The following is a 14,640-nucleotide window of genomic DNA, read 5'->3' as shown; positions in this document are numbered from 1 at the left end:
GACGCGTGGATCCCATTCCATCGCATCGATGACCTTCTTGCCTAGTGCCGATCCCAGCGCCGACTGACGGGCCTCCGGCTGGGGTGCACGGCGGCCTGGTCAGATCCGGGCCCGGGGCAGCCAACCCAGGAATCGTTGCCGGACCCGGGTCAGCGGCAGCGTGGGCAGATCCTGAGCGGCGGCGACAAGGCAGGAGCCCAGATAGACCGCGAGAGCAGCGCGCGCTCCGCCGAATTCGGCGAGCAGTTGACTCTGCTTGGTGGCGCAGGGCCACTCGCCCCCACATCCGGTGCAGGTCCAGCTTGGTGCGTTGGGAAGGTGCTCGGGCAGCTTCACGCGGCGGTACCGGCCGACGACGCTGTTGTCCGAGCGCACGTCGCGTCGCCGCGACACGGGGCGACCGTCGCGATGCGGGACCGGGTGGGCACCGGGCAGGTAACGCCCGACGGTGCCGAGCAGCACTCCCACGCGGATCAGAGCGTCCGGCCCGACGTGGTGGGCCAGCAGCGCGGTCATCAGGTAGTGCCCCAGCAGGTCGAACGCCTCGCAGTTCAGACCAAGGTCACGACAGAGGTCGACGAAGTCCGGTGTGGTCAGCGGAACCTGGTCGTCGAGCGCGCGCCGCAGCACCTCCCGCAAATCGGCACCGAGCCGCTCCAATGCGTCGCCCTCGCCCAGCCCCAAGCTGTCCTCGTCCGCGACCCGGGCCAATGCCTCTGCCACGGCCAGTCGAACGGTGCGGTCAGGATCACTATTGTCCAAGGTTCACCCCTCCGTAGGCCAGTCACCCGACGGCGGCCCGGGTCGCCCCCAGGACGCCGGGGAATCGTGAACAAGATTTCGCTGTCGGCCACGGAGGTGGCTAGGACCACAGGCGCAGAACCAGCCGACGCGCTAGCCCGAAAGCGAAGTCGACCTGCCGACACACCACGGCGATTCGTAGGACGACCGACGATGGTTGTCGTATTGTGACAATCCCATCGACAGATATTGCGTACCTGTTCCCGTCGACGATCAGGCCAGATACGACGCCACCTCGACCGGTCGCTGCCGTCCCGCTCGCGACGTTTCACTCACCGCACTGCCGGCCAGCAACATGCCGGGTCACCGCCGAACACCCCGGCACGCCCCGATCTCGCCAACGGGCCCGGTCCACCACCCGGCGGCACCTTCACCGGACGGAGACAGCGGATGACGTCATCAACAGTGCAGACCAGACACTTCGACAGCTGGGACCCGGCGGCGATCCACGGCTTCCTGTCCACGGCGTACGACCCGAAACTGCGCATCCGCAGCAAGGCCAGATACCGGTTCACCCATCACAGCGTGGACACCGGGCCCTTCACCATGGCGACCGTCCACCACACGGGGCAACTCGACATGGGAGCGAACAACCTCGAAGGGCTGGTCATCACCCACACCCGCACCGCCCGAATCGACCGCGCCTGCGGCGGATCGACCAACCGGTTCGGCCCCGGCGATGTCTACCTCGTCACCAAGCCCGGTGAGCCGTGCAGCGCCCGCTGGCAACCCGGTGAGGTGGAGATCTGCGTGCTGGACCTGTCGGTGCTGGAGCAGGTGGCCACCACCGCGCCGACCCGGCGGCCCGGTCCGATCCGATTCACCGACCTGGGTGCCGTCGATGCGGCCCTCGCCCGGCAGTGGCGCAACACCACCAGCTACGTCAACGGTGTCGTGCTGAACAACCCGACCGCCAGCGCGCAACCGCTGGTGATCGGCAACGCCGCGCGGATGCTCGCCGCAGCGGCGCTCGTGGCCTTCCCCAACACCGCGTTCACCGAGCCGACCGCCGCGGATCGAAACGACGCCAGCACCGCCACGTTGCGACGAGCGATCAATTTCATGGAGGAGCACGCCGACCGCGACATCAGCGCCTCCGACATCGCCGGTGCCGCCGGCGTCTCCCTGCGGGCGGTGCAACTCGCCTTCCGCCGTCATCGCGGCACCACCCCAATGGCGTACCTCCGTCGGATCCGGCTCGCTCGGGCACACCACGACCTGGTGCTGGCCGATCCTCGCCAGGAAACTGTCTCGGCGATCGCCAGTCGATGGGGGTTCGCCAGCCACAGCAGGTTCACCGCCCGCTACCACGCCAGCTACGGGGTGCCGCCGCGCGAAACACTCAATGCCTGAGGCGTGTGCGCCCCGTCGACCTCGACCTTCACCGCCTCGAGTTCTACCGGTACGCGCAGGTGTTGTCCCTGATCGAGGGTCCACTGCGGTACATAGGATGAGCCGATGAACCCGCCTGGTGATCTCATAGGGCGGCAGTCGGAGGCCGAGCTGCTGACTCATAACTCACTCAACGGAGCGACCGGTGGTATCTGGCGGGTGAACCACGAGGGCCGGAATACGATCTTGAAGATCGCGGCCCCGCCTGGCCGGAACGGGGTGCCCGCGCACTGGGCGGCGAGCAGCGACCAGGGCCACTGGAACTACTGGCAGCGAGAAGCCCTGGCCTACCGCGATGGGTTGGCGAAGACTGCCTATTCGGCGGCGGGCATCCGCGCTCCGGCCCTGCTGGAGTGGACGGACCGGCCCGACGGGTCGGTCGCGCTGTGGCTGGAGTACGTCGACGGCGTGCCCGGCACCGCGGCAACGCCCGCGACGCTGGGCGACTTCGCCGAGCGGCTCGGCGCTGGGCACGCGTTCTGGCTAGGCCGACGCCCCACCGAGCCATGGTTGTCCCGCGACTGGCTGCGCGACTACACCACGACCCGCCCTGTCACCGAACCGATTCCCTGGGACCATCCCACCGCGGCCTCCGCCTGGCCGCACGACCTCCGGACCAGCCTACGAGAGCTTTGGCTACGCCGGCACGACGTGCTGCGTGCCACGGATGAGCTGCCCCGCACCTTCTGCCACCACGACGTCTGGCCGACGAACCTGATCGTCGACGACTCGGGGCCGGTGCTGCTGGACTGGAGCTTCGTCGGCCCAGGTCCACTCGGCGAGGACGCCGCCAACCTCATCCTCGACACGTTCTTCGACGGCCTGGTCGACCTGGCCCTGATCGACGAGGTCGTCGAACTGGTCACCACCGGCTACCTTCGCGGCCTCGCTGGCGCGGTGGACGCCGCCACCGTCCGCCGCGCCATCCAACTCACCGGCGCCGCGAAGTATTTCTGGTTGGCCCCCCTGATGCTCAACCGCCTCATCACCACGCCCACGGATACCCGCCAGACCTACGACCTCCGTAACACGGTCACCATGTTCACCGGTCGCCGCCGCCCGCTGGAGTTGGTCGCCGCCTGGTTCCAGAAGACCCGCTGACCCCATCACCAGACCGCCATGCGCGTCGAGTGGGTCGACGAGGTGCTCGATGCGGTACTAGCGGTCGCGCTCGTGGGTGTCGCGGGCGGTCTGCAACTCGGGCACTGAGGCTTCCAGCAGGTCAGCGAGGCCGCGCAACTGCTCGGCGACCCGGGTGCCGAGAGGGGTCAGCGAGTATTCGACGCGCGGCGGGATCGCGGTGAGCACCTCGCGGGTGAGCATTCCGTCGCGTTCGAGGGTCTGCAGGGTCTGGGAGAGCATTCGCTCGCTGACCCCGTCGATGCGGCGACGCAGCGCGTTGAACCGGTAGCGACCCTCACCGAGCGCCAGCAGGGCGAGCGAGGCCCACTTCGAGGTGACGTCCTCGAAGGCGGCGCGGGAGGTGCAGCCCCGCGCGAAGACATCGCTGACGAGTTCCTGGGTAGGCCCCGCCGGGTGCTGGGACGGCATGTCGCTCACCTCACCAGCCTACCCCACGCTTACCTAACTGCTTGTGCTGTAGATTAGTAAGTGCTTGCAGATTCGCCACTGCGCTATCGGAGGTTCCCATGCCCACCTATGCCGTCACCGGCGCCACCGGGCGGCTCGGCCGCCTGGTGATCGACCATCTGCTCGACACCGGCGTACCCGCCGCCGAGATCGCCGCCATCGTCCGCAGTCCGGAGAAGGCCGCCGACCTGGCCGCGCGCGGGATCGAGATCCGCAAGGCCACCTACGACGACCCGTCGACGCTGCCCGGCGCCGTGGCCGGCGTACGCCGCCTGTTGCTCATCTCCGGTGACACTCCCGGCCAGCGCGTCGCGCAGCACACCGCGGTCATCGACGCGGCCAAGCTCGCCGGGGTCGAGCGCCTGATCTACACGAGCATCCTGAACGCCGACACCACCACGAACCCGCTCGCCCCGGAGCACAAGGCCACCGAGGAGGTCCTCGCCGCGTCGGGGTTGGCCTACACCGTGCTGCGCAACAGCTGGTACACCGAGAACTACACCGACCAGCTTCCGCAGTACCTGACGTCCGGCACCATCCTCGGTGCCACCGGTGGCAGCAAGGTCTCCGCCGCGACCCGGGCCGACTACGCGCAGGCCGCCGCGGTGGCGCTCACCAGCGAGGAGGACGGCAACGCCGTCTACGAACTGGGCGGCACCGCATTCACCTTCGACGAGCTGGCCGATGCGGTCACGGAGGTCACCGGCACCACTGTCGTCCACCAGGACCTGTCGGCCGCCGAGCTGGCCTCGGCCCTGGAGGGCGTCGGGCTCGACACGGGCACCGCCGGGTTCGTCGCCGCGCTCGACCATTCGATCGCGATCGGTGAGCTGGTGACCGACAGCGACGACCTCAGCCGGCTGCTCGGCCGGCCGAGCACCCCGCTGCGCGATGCCATCCGGGCCGCGCAGGCCTGACCCGGCCTTCGACCACGCTGACACCGGGTGGGCCGCAGGTTCCACGTCCCGTCGCCCGCCCGGCAGTCGGCCGTAACGCGCCGACTACTCTCCCTCCTCCTCCTCCTCTTCGGTGAGCTCGGCCAACACGTCGGCCGCGTCGCGGTTGCCCCCGTCGGCGAGCCGTCGAAGCTCGCCCACGTCCGCCCGCTCCGCCGCCAACTCGACGAGCTGATCGGCCGCGTCCCGGTCGCCCCGGTCGGCGAGACGCCGCAGCTCTTTCATATCGCCAAGCTCGGTGGCGAGCTCGACCAGTTGAGCCGCCGCGTCGGCGTTGCCATCCTCCGCGAGCTGGCGCAACTCGGCCAGGTCACCCCGTTCGCCGGCAAGCTCGACGAGCTGGTCGACCGCGTCCCGGTCACCGTTCGCGGCCCGTTCCCGCAGGCCGGCAAGATCAGAATCTGCCATCGCGCACCTCTCACCAGTTCACACGCGACCTTCTCGTCGCCCGTCGACGCTCACCGGCCGGTCCCGCCCACCATCGAAAGGTAGACCAGCCGGGGCCACGCCGGAGGACGGTACGGCCGACACCACCTGGGCACCGGTCCCGTCAGTCCGCCTCGGACGACTCGGCGAGCAGCAGACCGCTCAGGGCCCGCTCGAAGAAGTCCGTTCGGGGCGCGGGCGCGGGTGTTACCGGCTGCTAGTCAGTAAGTTGCGACCGGCAATAGGTCCAAGATCCGGGTGGTAGCGCCCCCTGGGCAGCCGATAGGCACGGGGTCCATTGATCATCGGAGTTGCCTACGGTCGGTGATCGATGGAGTTCCGTGGCTGCGCTCTGTCCACGCGCCACTACAGCGATGCCGCAGCAACGTCTTGATCTCAATCCTGGTTGAGGTTGCAGGATGGCACCAGGCCTGCCGCATCTTGAGGAGTGTGTACGTGGACAGGGATTCCGCCTTCTACTCGATAATCGACTACACGGTCGACGGCCCCGGTACTCAACAGGAGCTGGTAGCAGTCTTTTCGGAGATCCAGGAGCGCTGGGTGCGCTTCTATCCTGGCTACCAGTCCGCCCGCTTCCACGTGAGCACGGACGGCACCCGGGTGTACAACATCGTGCGTTGGGCTAGCGAGGCGGACTACCGCAACTTCGTGGATACCTCGGACAGCGAGGGCCGGATGACCGCCATCCGCAAGGCTCTGGAAGGCCTGTCCGGCAAGGCCGAAGCGCGCATGAGCGGCGTTCCGACCTACACCGTCGTGCGCGAGATCGGTCCCGGACCACAGCGTGTCGACGCCTGACCGACCGGCCCACACCGGCGGACGCTCGATGGGAGAAGACCAGTCGAGGCGGACACCGGTGGCCGAGAGCCACCTCGCCGAAGGATGTTCATGAGAGTGGGGCGACCGGGCACCAGCTCGGATAGCCACAATTGAGGCTCTGGGCGCTGCGGAAGGCCTGTCGATCGACCTGCGTCGGGCTCGGCCGGTCAACCTTCGACGCGCACCGACTGTGCCACCTCGCCGCCGACCGAGGACGAGCGGAGCAGATGGTGGAACAGGTGCTGCGTGCTTACCACGCCGACGGGCTCAACGTTGCTGACCCGAAGGTTCTGCGCCGCCTCGGCGGCGATGCGGGACTCGCTGACGCCGAGGTCCGCGCTGTCCTGGCCGGCGACGACTACGCCCAAGACGTCCGAGCCGATCGGCGTCATGCGGTCGCCCACGGCGTCACCGGCGTCCCCTCGTTGGTGATCAACGGAGGGGGTCCAGTGTCAGGCATCCAGCCTCCCAGTCAGCTTCGTCGACTACTGGAGTCCGGCCTGAACGCCCCGCACGGGACGCCAGAACGCGCCTCAACGCTTGATTAAGACGATGACCTGCACCGTCCTCGGATTCATGCCATCGTCGGACGAGCCGTCCACCGGGGCGACTGCGACGCAGCCCTCGAGTCGAGCGGTCGCCCCCGATCATTGATCTTGGCTAGGCTGGCGGGCATGCCCGCCAGCCCCGTGCCCGCCCAACGAGGCGAGCCGGCGCCGTCCGCACACCATCGATCCGGATGGGCTGCTCGCTGCGCGCAGCTCGCCGGGTCGCGGCCCTTCGAAATCGTCATCGTCGTGGTCATCCTCGCCAACGGGGTCGTCCTCGGCCTGGAGACGTACGACGGCCTGATTCGGGCGGGCGCGGCACTGCACTGGCTGGAGCTGTTCTTCCGCGCCGTCTTCGTCGTCGAGATCGGCGTCCGACTGGCGGCCTACGGCAAGCGTCCGCAGGACTTCTTCCGGCACGGCTGGAACGTCTTCGACTTCGTGGTGATCGCGGCGATCTTCATACCGGGCCTGCACGGCGACCCGGCGCTGCTGCGCGTCGTACGGGTCGCTCGCATGGTCCGGTTGGTGCGGTTCTCGCCGGGTCTGCGGACCATCGTCTCCGCGCTGTGGCGCAGCCTGCCGGGCGTCACCGGCTTCCTCGCCCTGGCCGTGGTCACGCTCTACGTGTACGGCATGGCCGGCTGGCTGATCTTCGGCAGCAGGTATCCGGAAGAGTACGGCGACATCGGCCGATCCCTGCTGACGTTGTTCGTGCTGTTGTCGCTGGAGACGCTTCCAGACCTCATCGAGCAGGGCATGGCGATCTCACCGTGGACGCTGCTCTACTACGTCAGTTACGTGCTCATCACCGTCAACCTGCTGCTCAACATCCTCATCGCGGTCATCGTCAACTCGATGGAGGAGGCACGCCGCTTGGAGATGACCGAGCGACTGGCCCCCGGCTACGACGAGGACGGCGACGGCGTACCGGACGAGGTGGACCGTATCGCGATCACCCAACGGCTGGACGACCTGCGGGCGGTCATCGCCGAGTTGGAGCGGGAGCTGCGGATCGACCGCGAGGACGGGCACGGACGGCCGCACCGGGACGGCACCCGTACCAGACGGTGATCCGACCCTCGCGCAGCGTCCTCCAGTTCGGATAGTCTCGACGGCGGTCCCACCCGCGCTGGCCGAAGGGACACCATCATGACGACAACTGTCGACAATGCCCAATCCGACATCGGCGTCTCCGACCGGCTCGGCACGGTGATCGACGAGGTGATCCGCCCACAGGCGGCGAACGTCGACCGGGAAGGAGCCTTCCCCCGCCCGGGTGTCGACGCTCTCGCCGCGGCCGGCCTGCTCGGTCTGGCCTCCTCGACCGAAATCGGCGGCGGCGGCCAGGGCATGCGGGCAGTCGCCGAGGTCATCGAGCGGCTGGCTGCTGAGTGTGGGTCCACGGCGATGGTGGTGCTCATGCACTATGCGGCGACCGCCGTGATCGAGGCGCACGGGCCGCGCGAGGTCCGCACGGCCATCGCCACCGGCGGTCATCTCACCACGTTGGCGTTCTCCGAGTACGGCTCGCGCAGCCACTTCTGGTCGCCGACCGGCACCGCGAGCGCCACCGACGACGGCAGCATCCGCCTGGACGCCCGCAAGAGCTGGGTCACCTCGGCCGGCGAGGCCGACAGCTACGTCTGGTCGAGCCTCCCGCTGTCGGGCGACGCTGGTCCGATGACGCTGTGGCTCGTTCCTGCCGGTAGCGCCGGCCTGAGCGTGGTCGGCGATTTCGACGGGCTCGGCCTGCGCGGCAACGGCTCCCGGCCGATGACCGCCGACGGGCTCACCGTCCCGTCGGCGGCGATGATGGCCGCCGACGGTGCCGGGCTCGACACCGCGCTCGGCGCGGTCCTCCCCTGGTTCCTGGTGCTCAACGGCGCGTTCTGTCTCGGTCTCGCCGACAGCGCGGTCGCCGAGGCCGGCCGGCACCTCACCGGGACGACGCTCGCGCACACCGGGGCCGCCCTTCGCGACGCGCCCGTCACACGACGCGACCTCGCCCGGCTGATGATCCGCACCGACGCCCTGCGCGCCTTCCTGGGCGACACCCTCACCGCGCTGGAGACCGGCCGCGCCGACGCGATGCTGCGGGTGCTGCAGGTCAAGGCGCTTGCCGGCGAAACGGTCGCAGACGTCACCGATGGCGCGATGCAGCTCTGCGGCGGCAGCGCGTTCCGCAAGGAGCTGGGCCTTGAGCGCCGCTTCCGCGACTCGCGCGCAGCGCGGGTGATGGCACCGACCACCGACGCCCTTCACGACTTCGTCGGTCGAGTCGCCACCGGGCTGCCCCTGCTCGACGAGGCCAACCGCTGATGGCGGCGCCAACCGTCCTGATGGGCGCAGTGGCGTACGACCCCAAGGTGGTGACCATCTGGGAGGGCTTCCGCGCCTGGCTGCGCGGGCGAGGCCTGGACTTCGACTTCGTCCTCTACTCACACTACGAGCGGCAGGTCGAGGACCTCGTCGCCGGGCGGATCGACGCGGCGTGGAACTCACCCCTGGCCTGGCTACGGGCCGAGCGACTGGCGGCTGCCAACGGCACGGCCGTGCGCGCGCTCACGATGCGTGACACCGACCAGGACCTCACCTCGATCGTGGTGGTTCGCGCCGACTCGCCGGTGCGCCATATCGCAAGCCTGGCAGGGATGCTGGTCGCCGTCGGCGCGGTCGACAGTCCACAGGCGACGCTGATTCCGCTGGGTCACCTCGCGGCCGCCGGGGTCGAGGTCGACGTGCGCCGGTTCGACGTCGGCGTCGGTCTGCACGGCGACCACATCGGCGGTGAGCGCGACGCCGCCCGCGCCCTGGTGGCCGGGGAGGTCGACGCCGCCTGCATGATCGACGCCAACCACCTGGCGTTCGTCAAGGAAGGCACGCTGCCACCCGAGGGCACCCGGATCATCGCGCAGACCGCCCGGTACGACCACTGCAACATGACGGTCCGCGAGCCGGAGTCCGCCGGGGTACGGCTCTTCGGCACGCTCCTGCTCGGCATGTCGTACGCCGATCCGCAGGTGCGCCCGCTGCTCGACCTGGAGGGGCTGACGGCCTGGAAGGACGGCCGCACCACGGGGTATGACCTCCTCGCCAGGGCGGTCGACGACAGCGGGTTCTTCTCCCCCGACGGGCGGGTGACGGCCACGGACTATCGGCCGTGAGCGCGGCACCGGCCGCCGACGTCGAGGTCCACCTCGGCGACCTCGGCTTCGGCCGGGGAGCGCATCTTCTCGTACAACGTGCTCTGGCAGGTCTGCCGCCCGGAGGCCGGTTGGCGGTTTCCGGCCGCGACCCGGCGCTGCCGGTGCACCTGCCCGCGTGGTGTCGTGGCCGGGGGCATCGGGTCGAATGGCCGGACCCGGGCGACCGCAGCGAGCGGGTCGCCGTGGTCGTGCGGGGTACGGCGGATGACGACCGCTGGTTCGGCGCGGAGCGGGCTGGGCCGGCCCTTCCGTCGGCACTGAGCAGCCGTCCGCCAGCACGATGGGGGCTCGGCGCCCGGGGCGCGTTGCTCGAAGCCGGTGGTCCCGAGGCCCGGTTCGACCTGGACGATCGCGACCTGGTGTGGGCCGATGTCGCTCCGCACCTGTACGCGCAGGCGGCCGCGCGACAGTGGGATCCGCAGACCGCGGTGCCGTGGGACGACCCGTTCGCGCTGCCGGCCGATGTCGAGGCCGCGGTGGTGCAGGTGATGACCTACCTGGTCGAGAACGAGCAGGCCGCGCTCGTCGTGCCGGCCCGTTTCGTGGGGCGCATCCACCCGCACTTCCGGGAGGTGGTGCAGCTTCTCGCCGTGCAGATGGCCGACGAGGCGCGGCACATGGAAGTGTTCAGCCGGCGGGCGCTGCTGCGGGGCGCCGAGCTGGGCACATCGTCAGCGGGCGGCCGGCAGTCACTCTTCACGCTCGTCGCGGAGTCCGACTTCGCGCTTGCCTCGTTTCTGCTCTCGGTGCTCGGTGAGGGCAGCTTCGTCGATCTGCTGTCGTTCCTGCACCAGTTTGCCCCGGACCCGGTGACGCGCCGAGTTTGTTGGCTCGCCATGCAGGACGAGCGCCGGCACGTGGTGTTCGGCATGGCACACCTGGAGCATCAGGCGCAGCTCGACCCGCTGCTGCGGGATCGGCTGCGGGCGGCAATCCACCGCCGCCACGACGCGCTCGTCGACACCGCGGGCCTCAACGCGGACGTCTTCGACGCGCTGGTGGTGCTCGCGGCGGGCGGCTGGCACCCCGACGACGTGTCCGCCGGCTTCGACCGGGTGCAGGCTCTGCAACACGCGATGGACCAGGGCCGCCAGCGCCGACTGGTACGGCTGGGTTTCCGGCCCGATGAGGCCGCGGCGCTGTCCGCCCTGCACACCCGCAACTTCATGTGAGCGCCCCCGCGCAGGCCGTTGGCGTGCGCGGGGGCCCCAGGTGTGGCAGCTCAGCGAGCGCTGGTCACTGACCGAGCAGGGTACGGATCTTCTGCGCGTAGCCGGCCACCGTGAAGTCGGGGCTGACGGAGTCCACCAGGATCAGGTCGTTGATGGTGTGGTTGACGCGCAGCGGCAGGATCGCCTGGTACTCGGCGGAGTTGTACCAGGTCTTCGCGGTCTCCGCGTCCGGGAACTCGATCAGGACCGCCGAGCCCTCCCAGGAGCCCTCGATGACCTGCACCTGGGCGTCCAGGACGAGCCACTTCGCGCCGTACGGCTTGGTGGTGGCCTCCACCTGCTCCAGGTAGCGCAGGGACTCCTCGGTCGGCACTCCACCCGGGATACGCAGGTGGTTGATCAGGTACGTGCTCATGTCTCACTCCTCTGGGGTGATGGTTGCCCGGTCGCATGCGTACGACCGGTCGTCTCATAACGAATGCACGTCGTGACATACGAGACAACGCACATCATTACGGGTTGGAGACGGCGCGGATCACGTAAGGATCCGCGCCGTGGTGATCGCGAAGAACTCCTGGACGGCCGCCGGATTACCGGACGCCTTCGCCCGCGCTGCCGCACCCTCGTAGCTGGAGACGACGAAGCCGGCGAGTTCCCGGGCGGGTTCGTTTCCGTGCAGCTCACCGGCAGAGCGCGCCTGCTCGATTGCCACCGCGAGAGCGGCGACCCAGCGACCGAAGCCGGCGTCGACCGCGTCGCGCAGAACGCCGCTGTGTGCCGGGATCTCGGTGGCGAAGTTGCCGAGCAGGCAACCACGGTCACCCATGGTGTCGCTGAGGCCCGTGATGAAGCGGAGATGGTTGGTGATCCGCTCAAGCGGCGTGCCACCCTGCTTCTCGTCGAGCATCTCCAGCCTCATCGCCACGGAGTATCTCGCCACCGAGTCGAGGGCGAGGTCTTCCTTGCTGGCGAAGTGGTTGTAGAAGGTTCCCTTGGGGGCCCCGGCTGCGGCCACGATGTCCTGGACGCTCGTCCCGTTGTAGCCGCGCAGGTGGAACAGGTCCAACGCGGCATCGGACAGCCGTTGCCTGGTCCCGACGGAGGCTTGCGACTTCGGTCGTGGCATCTCGTGGCACTCCTCTCGCCCGGGGTTCCGGCTGGCTGACAGACACCACAATATGACCAGTCGTCTCGGAATGCCAGTGCTGTGACCACCGTCATCCCGCAGTACGGTGGAACGGCCATGAACCGGGATTCCAGCGCGATCCGTCAGGAACTACTGCGGCTGCGCGAGCAGACCGAAACTCAGGCCACCGCCCTGGACGGCGACCTCCGGAGCCTTTTCGAGGCCTCCCGGGCGTCCAACGCCGACGACGAACACGACCCCGAGGGCAGCACGATCGCCTTCGAACGCGCACAGCTCACCGCCGTCCTGGACGCGGCCCGCCGACGCCTGGCCGAGCTGGACGTCGCACTGCAACGGGTCGACGACGGCAGCTACGGCGTGTGCGAACGGTGCTCCCGTCCGATTCCCGCCGAGCGGCTCGTCGCCCGCCCGTCGGCGCGTACGTGTGTCGCCTGCGCCGACCGGCGCTGACGGCGATCGCCGACCGGGCAGGTGACGGGGACCGTCGGTGATCAGCTGGCGCAACAGCCGCCAAGCTGCCCGTCGGCGGGCGCGGCGGCGAGGCTGACCGGCGCGGACAGCAGCCCGCCGGAAATACCGGTGGCGAGACCACGTCCGGCCGACACGGCGGTCGGCGCCGGCCCGCAGCAGTCGTCGCCGCTCGCCGAGCCGGCGTTGCTGTTGCACACGCCGGTTGCGGGCAGGTCGAGCTGGACGTCACGAGCGGCCACCCAGTCCCCGGCGAGGGCGGCGACGACGGAGCGGACCTGCTCGTAGCCGGTGGCCATGAGGAACGTCGGCGCCCGACCATAGGCCTTCATGCCGACGGCGTAGTAGCCGCTCTCCGGGTGGGCCAGTTCGTCCACACCGTGCGGCGGAACGGTGCCACAGGAATGCTCGTTGGGGTCGATCAGCGGGGCCAGAGCACGGGTGGCGCCCAGGATCGGGTCCAGGTCCAGACGCAGCTCAGCGGCGATGGAGTGGTCGGGGCGGAAACCGGTGGCAGCGACAACCCGGTCGACGGTGACCGACTCGTCGGTGCCGTCGGCGTGCCGCACGACCACGCGTACCCGGTCGTCGGCCGGGGTGAGCGCATGCACGGAGAAACCGGTGAGCAGCCGGATCCGTCCGGCGTCCACGTGCGCACGCAGCCGTGAGCCCAGGGCCCCGCGGGCGGGCAACGCGTCGGCGTCCCCGCCCCCGTAGGTACGCGCCGGCGAGGCGGTCCGAATCGCCCAGGTCACCTCGGTACCCGGTGTGGTTTCGGCCAGTTCCGCCAGGGACAGCAGTGTGTTCGCAGCCGAGTGGCCGGCGCCCACGACCAGGGTGTGTCGGCCGACGAACCGGTCCCGGTCGACACCGAGCACGTCCGGCAGCGCGTGCTCCAGGTACCTCGTCGCGTCCGCCTCACCCCACGCGGGCAGGCCGGAGGCACCAAGGACGTTCGGCGTACGCCAGGTGCCGGAGGCGTCGATGACGGCACGGGCGAACAGTTCGTCGCCGTCGGCGAGGCGGAGCAGGAACGGTGCGGTGTCGCGTCCGGCGGTGCGCAGCCGGTCGAGGCCGAGGCGACTGATCGCCTCGACGCGTGCCCCGTACCGCACGTGCGGCTTGAGCTGCGGCAACTCCGCGAGGGGCTGGAGGTAGTCGCCCACCAGTTCCGCGCCGGTCGGCAGGGCCTCCGGATCGGGGGCGACCCAGCCGGCCTCGTCGAGGAGCCGGCGGGCGGCCGGGTCGATGTTGAAACGCCACGGTGAGAAGACGCGCACGTGCCCCCACTGCCGTACGGCGGCACCCGGGGTGTCGCCGGCTTCGAGGACGGCGAAGGTCAGGCCGCGCTCGTGCAGGTGCGCGGCCGCGGCGAGACCGGTCGGGCCTGCGCCAATCACCACGACAGGAAGCTCGTCCAGGGCAATCATCACACAACTCCTCTATCTAGAAGACTGTCGAAGCAAAGAGGTGGGCGGAGGCCCGGTCTCCGGGCCAGGATCGGTCAGGTGATGACGCGACTGCGTCGCTCGAGCAGGACGACGTCGCGCCAGCGGTCGTGGTGGCGACCAACCCGCTCGCGTACGCCGATGACGCGGAACCCGGTTCGCTGGTGCAGCGTCAGGCTGGCGGTGTTCTCCGGGAAGATCCCCGACTGGATCGTCCAGATGCCGGCTGCCTCGGTCGAGGCGATCAGCGCGTCGAGCAGCAGCCGGGCGACGCCGCGACCCTGGGCAGCCGGGTCCACGTAGACGGAGTGTTCGACCACACCGGCGTACACCGCGCGGGTCGAGGTCGGCGAGACGGCGATCCAGCCGAGGACGCTGCCGTCACGGTCGACAGCCACGAAGCGGTGCGCGGTCAGCCGCGCCGCGTCGAAGGCCGCCCAGGTCGGCGCGGTGATCTCGAAGCTGGCGTTGCCGGCGTCCAGGCCAGCCTGGTAGATCGCCAGGACTCGGCCGGCGTCGGTGGTGACCATGGGACGCACGGTGATGTCGACCATCAGAGGGTTCCCTCCCGGAAGACGTCAGACGCCTGACTCGACGTCCGTCGAAACAGACAGTTGCATGCTGCTTAGATAAATGTCAACCT

At 69.6% G+C, this 14,640-nt stretch carries 17 protein-coding genes; 10 read left to right on the top strand and 7 right to left on the bottom strand.

What is annotated here, in order from left to right; genetic code table 11:
- Positions 1-99: 99 nt before the first annotated feature.
- Positions 100-723: a hypothetical protein gene (locus ACLQ28_RS17705; protein WP_425687368.1), complete on the bottom strand. Its 624-nt coding sequence runs from the start codon at positions 721-723 to the stop codon at positions 100-102.
- A gap of 468 nt (positions 724-1,191) precedes the next feature.
- Here ACLQ28_RS17705 and ACLQ28_RS17700 point away from each other — a divergent pair, with 468 nt between their 5' ends.
- Entirely contained in the window at positions 1,192-2,154 is a 963-nt protein-coding gene (locus ACLQ28_RS17700) for a helix-turn-helix transcriptional regulator (protein WP_425687367.1), read from the top strand.
- Positions 2,155-2,379: 225 nt separating this feature from the next.
- Positions 2,380-3,294, top strand: coding sequence for a phosphotransferase (locus tag ACLQ28_RS17695; RefSeq protein ID WP_425687366.1), 915 nt, complete (start codon positions 2,380-2,382; stop codon positions 3,292-3,294).
- Positions 3,295-3,351: 57 nt separating this feature from the next.
- Here the strand turns inward: ACLQ28_RS17695 and ACLQ28_RS17690 are convergent, their stop codons facing one another.
- On the bottom strand, positions 3,352-3,744 hold the full coding sequence (locus ACLQ28_RS17690; RefSeq protein ID WP_425687411.1) for a winged helix-turn-helix transcriptional regulator: 393 nt from the start codon (positions 3,742-3,744) through the stop codon (positions 3,352-3,354).
- Between the two features lie 98 nt (positions 3,745-3,842).
- Between ACLQ28_RS17690 and ACLQ28_RS17685 the strand changes: the two genes are divergently transcribed.
- The gene (locus ACLQ28_RS17685; protein ID WP_425687365.1) at positions 3,843-4,700 is read left to right on the top strand and encodes an SDR family oxidoreductase; all 858 of its coding nucleotides are present in this window, start codon (positions 3,843-3,845) and stop codon (positions 4,698-4,700) included.
- A gap of 84 nt (positions 4,701-4,784) precedes the next feature.
- Here the strand turns inward: ACLQ28_RS17685 and ACLQ28_RS17680 are convergent, their stop codons facing one another.
- On the bottom strand, positions 4,785-5,147 hold the full coding sequence (locus ACLQ28_RS17680) for a hypothetical protein (protein WP_425687364.1): 363 nt from the start codon (positions 5,145-5,147) through the stop codon (positions 4,785-4,787).
- Between the two features lie 474 nt (positions 5,148-5,621).
- Here ACLQ28_RS17680 and ACLQ28_RS17675 point away from each other — a divergent pair, with 474 nt between their 5' ends.
- The 6 genes from ACLQ28_RS17675 to ACLQ28_RS17650 all read left to right on the top strand — a co-directional run bounded on the left by ACLQ28_RS17675 (position 5,622) and on the right by ACLQ28_RS17650 (position 10,934).
- Complete coding sequence (locus ACLQ28_RS17675; protein ID WP_425687363.1) at positions 5,622-5,984, top strand: antibiotic biosynthesis monooxygenase; 363 nt, start codon at positions 5,622-5,624, stop codon at positions 5,982-5,984.
- A 131-nt stretch (positions 5,985-6,115) separates the two neighbouring features.
- On the top strand, positions 6,116-6,553 hold the full coding sequence (locus tag ACLQ28_RS17670; protein WP_425687362.1) for a DsbA family oxidoreductase: 438 nt from the start codon (positions 6,116-6,118) through the stop codon (positions 6,551-6,553).
- A 126-nt stretch (positions 6,554-6,679) separates the two neighbouring features.
- Positions 6,680-7,627 (top strand): ion transporter, encoded by a 948-nt coding sequence (locus ACLQ28_RS17665; RefSeq protein ID WP_425687361.1) that lies wholly within the window; start codon positions 6,680-6,682, stop codon positions 7,625-7,627.
- A gap of 78 nt (positions 7,628-7,705) precedes the next feature.
- Complete coding sequence (locus ACLQ28_RS17660) at positions 7,706-8,875, top strand: acyl-CoA dehydrogenase family protein (RefSeq protein WP_425687360.1); 1,170 nt, start codon at positions 7,706-7,708, stop codon at positions 8,873-8,875.
- Positions 8,875-9,720, top strand: coding sequence for a phosphate/phosphite/phosphonate ABC transporter substrate-binding protein (locus tag ACLQ28_RS17655; RefSeq protein ID WP_425687359.1), 846 nt, complete (start codon positions 8,875-8,877; stop codon positions 9,718-9,720). The genes ACLQ28_RS17660 and ACLQ28_RS17655 overlap by 1 nt, the downstream gene beginning before the upstream one ends.
- On the top strand, positions 9,717-10,934 hold the full coding sequence (locus ACLQ28_RS17650) for a ferritin-like domain-containing protein (protein WP_425687358.1): 1,218 nt from the start codon (positions 9,717-9,719) through the stop codon (positions 10,932-10,934). Before ACLQ28_RS17655 ends, ACLQ28_RS17650 begins: the two co-directional genes overlap by 4 nt.
- A gap of 64 nt (positions 10,935-10,998) precedes the next feature.
- Here the strand turns inward: ACLQ28_RS17650 and ACLQ28_RS17645 are convergent, their stop codons facing one another.
- Positions 10,999-11,349, bottom strand: coding sequence for a DUF1330 domain-containing protein (locus ACLQ28_RS17645; protein WP_110562332.1), 351 nt, complete (start codon positions 11,347-11,349; stop codon positions 10,999-11,001).
- Between the two features lie 120 nt (positions 11,350-11,469).
- Entirely contained in the window at positions 11,470-12,060 is a 591-nt protein-coding gene (locus ACLQ28_RS17640) for a TetR/AcrR family transcriptional regulator (protein WP_425687357.1), read from the bottom strand.
- Between the two features lie 117 nt (positions 12,061-12,177).
- On the opposite strand from ACLQ28_RS17640, the gene ACLQ28_RS17635 reads away from it, so the two are divergent.
- Positions 12,178-12,531: a TraR/DksA family transcriptional regulator gene (locus ACLQ28_RS17635; protein ID WP_425687356.1), complete on the top strand. Its 354-nt coding sequence runs from the start codon at positions 12,178-12,180 to the stop codon at positions 12,529-12,531.
- Between the two features lie 41 nt (positions 12,532-12,572).
- Here the strand turns inward: ACLQ28_RS17635 and ACLQ28_RS17630 are convergent, their stop codons facing one another.
- Together ACLQ28_RS17630 and ACLQ28_RS17625 are read right to left on the bottom strand one after the other, a co-directional pair.
- On the bottom strand, positions 12,573-13,979 hold the full coding sequence (locus tag ACLQ28_RS17630; RefSeq protein WP_425687355.1) for an FAD-dependent oxidoreductase: 1,407 nt from the start codon (positions 13,977-13,979) through the stop codon (positions 12,573-12,575).
- 74 nt (positions 13,980-14,053) lie between these two features.
- Positions 14,054-14,551 (bottom strand): GNAT family N-acetyltransferase, encoded by a 498-nt coding sequence (locus ACLQ28_RS17625; RefSeq protein ID WP_425687354.1) that lies wholly within the window; start codon positions 14,549-14,551, stop codon positions 14,054-14,056.
- Positions 14,552-14,640 lie beyond the last annotated feature (89 nt).

The organism is Micromonospora sp. DT201 (assembly GCF_049841575.1).
Taxonomy (GTDB): Bacteria; Actinomycetota; Actinomycetes; order Mycobacteriales; family Micromonosporaceae; genus Micromonospora.
The sequence above is the reverse complement of the archived record's forward strand: the minus strand, read 5'-3'. Positions and strand labels throughout refer to the sequence as shown.

Bases quoted from the DNA above. Each gene is read 5' to 3' on its own strand.
- ACLQ28_RS17700 (WP_425687367.1), top strand. From the start codon at position 1,192: ATGACGTCATCAACAGTGCAGACCAGACACTTCGACAGCTGGGACCCG.
- ACLQ28_RS17665 (WP_425687361.1), top strand. From the start codon at position 6,680: ATGCCCGCCAGCCCCGTGCCCGCCCAACGAGGCGAGCCGGCGCCGTCC.
- ACLQ28_RS17685 (WP_425687365.1), top strand. From the start codon at position 3,843: ATGCCCACCTATGCCGTCACCGGCGCCACCGGGCGGCTCGGCCGCCTG.
- ACLQ28_RS17625 (WP_425687354.1), bottom strand. From the start codon at position 14,551: ATGGTCGACATCACCGTGCGTCCCATGGTCACCACCGACGCCGGCCGA.
- ACLQ28_RS17635 (WP_425687356.1), top strand. From the start codon at position 12,178: ATGAACCGGGATTCCAGCGCGATCCGTCAGGAACTACTGCGGCTGCGC.
- ACLQ28_RS17645 (WP_110562332.1), bottom strand. From the start codon at position 11,349: ATGAGCACGTACCTGATCAACCACCTGCGTATCCCGGGTGGAGTGCCG.
- ACLQ28_RS17655 (WP_425687359.1), top strand. From the start codon at position 8,875: ATGGCGGCGCCAACCGTCCTGATGGGCGCAGTGGCGTACGACCCCAAG.
- ACLQ28_RS17640 (WP_425687357.1), bottom strand. From the start codon at position 12,060: ATGCCACGACCGAAGTCGCAAGCCTCCGTCGGGACCAGGCAACGGCTG.
- ACLQ28_RS17680 (WP_425687364.1), bottom strand. From the start codon at position 5,147: ATGGCAGATTCTGATCTTGCCGGCCTGCGGGAACGGGCCGCGAACGGT.
- ACLQ28_RS17630 (WP_425687355.1), bottom strand. From the start codon at position 13,979: ATGATTGCCCTGGACGAGCTTCCTGTCGTGGTGATTGGCGCAGGCCCG.
- ACLQ28_RS17660 (WP_425687360.1), top strand. From the start codon at position 7,706: ATGACGACAACTGTCGACAATGCCCAATCCGACATCGGCGTCTCCGAC.
- ACLQ28_RS17690 (WP_425687411.1), bottom strand. From the start codon at position 3,744: ATGCCGTCCCAGCACCCGGCGGGGCCTACCCAGGAACTCGTCAGCGAT.